Source organism: Telluria sp. PB2R4, from assembly GCF_059685695.1.
On record NZ_JCASIC010000027.1, the window covers coordinates 1 to 3772 of the forward strand.

Here is a 3772-nt window from a genome sequence, read left to right on the forward strand (position 1 = left end):
GGCCAGCGTTTGCAGGCGCTGCGGCTGGTTCAGCGCAGGCAGTCGTGCGAACCATTTCTTGAAACTGGGTGCTTTCATGGCCGGCTCCCGTCGATGCAGACGGGTGTTCGACCGCCACGGAGCTCAGCAGTTCAATCCTCATCCATAGCTAAAGGTGACAGCGCCAAAAATTTTGCTTCCACGGCTCAGCGCAGCGACTCGTAGGCCACTGCCAGGCACACCAGGCCCACGAAGAACAGCAAGCCGTAGACGAAGACCCGCATCGAGGTCGCCAGCTCGGCGACGGCGCGGCTGGATTTGTTGTCCAGCTTGCCCTTGCGACGCGCCGAGTTCAACAGCAATGAAATGAAGACGAACAAGGTCGCCAGGATCAGGACGATTTTCATGGGAACTGCCGTTGCCCGCTAGGTGCGCGCCATGACCAGTGCCAGCGCCACCAGCGCCAGCACCGACGACACGCCGGTGGCCACGCTCAGCCACAGGATGCGATCGCGCGCCGCGTCCATCTTGGCGATCAGCTGGGCGTTCTGGTCGGCCATGTTGGCGATGATTTCGGAGGCCTGCAGCATCTGGGTGCGCAGTTCGGCCAGCGACATTTCATTCTTTTCGACGCGCATGACCAGCGTGCCGAAATAATCTTCCTGCGGCTCGTCGCGCATCATCGGCTCCGGCGCCATGCCGGCCGCGCCGCCGGACTTGCGCGCCACCGTGTCCCACAGCCTGCGCGCGCCGGTCGCCACCTGGGGCGCCGCATTGATCACTTCACTCCACGGGACGGTCTTGAGGACGCTCCACCAGCCAGTTGCCATAACCTAGTTCTCCTATCGGGTCGATTCATCGCGAGCATACCACCGCGGACTCCTGGTACACGAACTCATCCGGTCTGTACCGTGCCGCACCCCACGCCCGGCTGCGCTACCATGCGCCCATGTGTGGACGATTCGACCAGAGCCAGACGGCTCGCTATTACGCCAGCGTATTCGGCTGGACCGACGCGGTCTACGACAGCGAGTCCTCCCCTGCCTGGAATGTTTCGCCCGGCAGCTACCGCCCGGTGATGCACCTGCAGGACGGCGAGCGCCGCATCGACGACGTGTTCTGGAGCTACCGCGCACGCTGGGCCGAAGGCAAGGTGCCGGTGATGGTCAATGCGCGCATGGACAAGCTCACCAACCGCTACTGGAAGCCGCTGCTCAAGAAAGGGCGCGCAATCGTGCCGGCCGAGGGCTGGTACGAGTGGACCGGCGAAAAGGGCAAGAAACAGCCCTGGCACATCCACCGCAAGGACCGGGCGCCGCTGTTTTTCCTGGCCCTGGCCAACTTCGGCAGCCTGGGTGAAGACCGCGCCGAAAACCGGGCCGAGGCCGGCTTCGTGCTGGTGACCGACGCCGCCGATGAGGGCATGCTCGACATCCACGACCGCCGCCCGGTGGTGCTCGAAGCGGAAGATGCCGAACTATGGCTCAACCCGGACCTGTCGCCCGAGGAGGCCCTAGACCTGGCACGCCGCGCCGCCCTGCCCTGCGACGCCTTCGAATGGTACCAGGTGAGCACGGCAGTGAACCGCGCCGGCGCGCAGGATCCGCAGATGGCCCTGCCGCTCGTCGACTAGTCCTTTATTTTTTACCGGACGCAAGAAAAACCCGCACGCTCGCACGTGCGGGTTTTTCTACTTCCCTACAACGCGCTATTAGTGCTGGTATGCACCCACGTCGAAACCGGTGGTCGCATTACGTGCGCGGCCATCGATGTCGCTCGACGGTGCGTAGGTTGCGATGCCGCGGCCGATCGCCGGCGAACTGGTGCTCAGCTTGTAGTTCGGCGTGGCTGCGGTACGCGAGTAGCCGACGAACAACGGGTTCGAGGTGACGGTGTTGGTGTAGGTCAGGCCGTTCAACAAGCGGTAGTTGTACTTCGGGTTCTGGAACACCAGGTTGTTCTTGTAGGTGTTGCCCTTGCCAGTCCGGCCCTGCTCCGAGATGCCGTACTGGTTGTCGTACACGATATTGTTGTGCACGTGGACGTTGTTGGCGCCGGCCGAGGTGAAGTAGAAGTCGCCGCCGCCGACGATGATGCCGGTCATCGACGAGGACACCGTGTTGTTGATGATCTTGATGTCGGTCGCATCGTGCCACAGGTGGATCGCCGCCGATCCGACGCGGTACACCAGGTTGTTCATGATGGTGCCCGAGGTCGAGTGGTAGATACCCTGGACGTAGGTACAGCCGGCCGGGCCGATGTCGTGCACGACGTTGCCGATCACGTCACCCTTGACGCCCTTGTAGTAGCTGTCCACGCCGATCGCCGAACCGCCCGCGCTGTTGCACGGGATGGTGGTGGCGGTGTGGTGCACGTGGTTGGCCTGGATCACGTTGTACGAGCCGCCGGTGTAGATGCCGGCGGTCCACTTAAGCCCCGAGCCGATCTTGCTGCCGTCGACTTCGAAGCCGATGATGCTGACGTAGTTGCCGCGGTTGTCCCAGGCGGTCTTGTTGGTCGAGTTGGCCGGCGGAACGATCTTGGCGCCCCACTTGGTGGTCGAGACCCAGTAGATGCGGCCCGATGCGGTACCGCTGCCGGTGGTCTTGATACCGCCGGCATAGGTGCCCGGCGCCACGAACACGGTGGTGCTCGGCTTGGTGGCGACCTGGGCGGCGCGCGCCAGGGTCTTGAACGGCGCCGACTTGCTGCCGTTGGCGCTGTCCGAGCCGGTCGGCGACACATAGTAATTATAGGTGGTGGCCGGAATGGTCGGCATGCCGCCTGCGGTTGGGCCGGAATTATTATTGCGGCTCTTGTATTCGTCGCTTGCCTTCAGCTGCGCGGCGATGTAGTCCATCGAGACGCCGTTGTCCAGTGCCTGCGCCCACCATGCCAGCCCGGCGGCATCCGCATTGCGGCCCAGGATATCCAGGTAGAGCTGGTTGATCTGGTTTTTCTGCGCGGTGGTGGCGGCTGCCAGGGTCGGCGCGTTGGCCGAGGTGGCGGCGACAGCGTGGCCGGCGCTGAGTGTTCCAAACGCACCCAGCAGGGCTGCTGCGGTACCGCAGAGGACGGCGTGGTGGCGGATGTGCGAAGCGAAAGCGAAAGTCTTGTTCATCTGTGTTTTTCCTGTGTGCCCGAAATGAGTGGGCGTGGAATGACGGGCAAAAAGTGCCCCGTGCACCGGGAGATCCGGTACAGCCGGCCACCTGTAAAAAAGCGGTGGCGTCTTCCTGGTTGCTTGATCAGGCGCACGCGTTGCGTGGCCCTCGGGATGCACAGGCGGCGGAGGCCGCCTGCACGGGATGGCACTACTTGTTGCTGCTTGGTGCTGCTTGGTGCTACCCGGACCTGCTTCGCCAGGACCGGGCTGTCGGCTTAGCGCTCGTAGGCGCCGACGTCGATGCCAGGGGTTGCGGTGCGCGAACGGCCTTCGATGTCGGCCGACGGTGCGTAGGTGGAGATGCCGCGGCCGATCGCCGGCGAGCTGGCGCTCAGCTTGTAGTTCGGCGTGACGGCAGTACGCGAGTAAGCGACGAACAACGGGTTCGAGGTGACGGTGTTGGTGTAGGTCAGGCCATTCAACAGGCGGTAGTTGTACTTCGGGTTCTGGAACACCAGGTTGTTCTTGTAGGTGTTGCCCTTGCCGGTCCGGCCCTGCTCCGAGATGCCGTACTGGTTGTCGTACACGATATTGTTGTGCACGTGGACGTTGTTGGCGCCGGCCGAGGTGAAGTAGAAGTCGCCGCCGCCGACGATGATGCCGGTCATCGACGACGTCACCGTGTTG

At 63.5% G+C, this 3772-nt stretch carries 5 protein-coding genes; 1 reads left to right on the forward strand and 4 read right to left on the reverse strand.

Going from position 1 to position 3772, the window contains the following annotated elements; genetic code table 11:
* Nucleotides 1-185: 185 nt before the first annotated feature.
* Both AC56LU_RS23925 and AC56LU_RS23930 read right to left on the reverse strand, forming a co-directional pair.
* Nucleotides 186-386, reverse strand: a complete 201-nt coding sequence (locus AC56LU_RS23925) for a hypothetical protein (RefSeq protein WP_497178101.1) — start codon at nucleotides 384-386, stop codon at nucleotides 186-188.
* 18 nt (nucleotides 387-404) lie between these two features.
* Nucleotides 405-809, reverse strand: a complete 405-nt coding sequence (locus tag AC56LU_RS23930; RefSeq protein ID WP_497178102.1) for a hypothetical protein — start codon at nucleotides 807-809, stop codon at nucleotides 405-407.
* Between the two features lie 119 nt (nucleotides 810-928).
* Here AC56LU_RS23930 and AC56LU_RS23935 point away from each other — a divergent pair, with 119 nt between their 5' ends.
* The gene (locus tag AC56LU_RS23935; RefSeq protein WP_497178103.1) at nucleotides 929-1612 is read left to right on the forward strand and encodes an SOS response-associated peptidase; all 684 of its coding nucleotides are present in this window, start codon (nucleotides 929-931) and stop codon (nucleotides 1610-1612) included.
* Between the two features lie 78 nt (nucleotides 1613-1690).
* On the opposite strand, the gene AC56LU_RS23940 is transcribed toward AC56LU_RS23935, so the two are convergent.
* Together AC56LU_RS23940 and AC56LU_RS23945 are read right to left on the reverse strand one after the other, a co-directional pair.
* Nucleotides 1691-3100 (reverse strand): choice-of-anchor Q domain-containing protein, encoded by a 1410-nt coding sequence (locus tag AC56LU_RS23940; RefSeq protein WP_497178104.1) that lies wholly within the window; start codon nucleotides 3098-3100, stop codon nucleotides 1691-1693.
* 260 nt (nucleotides 3101-3360) lie between these two features.
* The coding region (locus AC56LU_RS23945) for a choice-of-anchor Q domain-containing protein (RefSeq protein ID WP_497178105.1) at nucleotides 3361-3772 on the reverse strand (412 nt) is incomplete at its 5' end.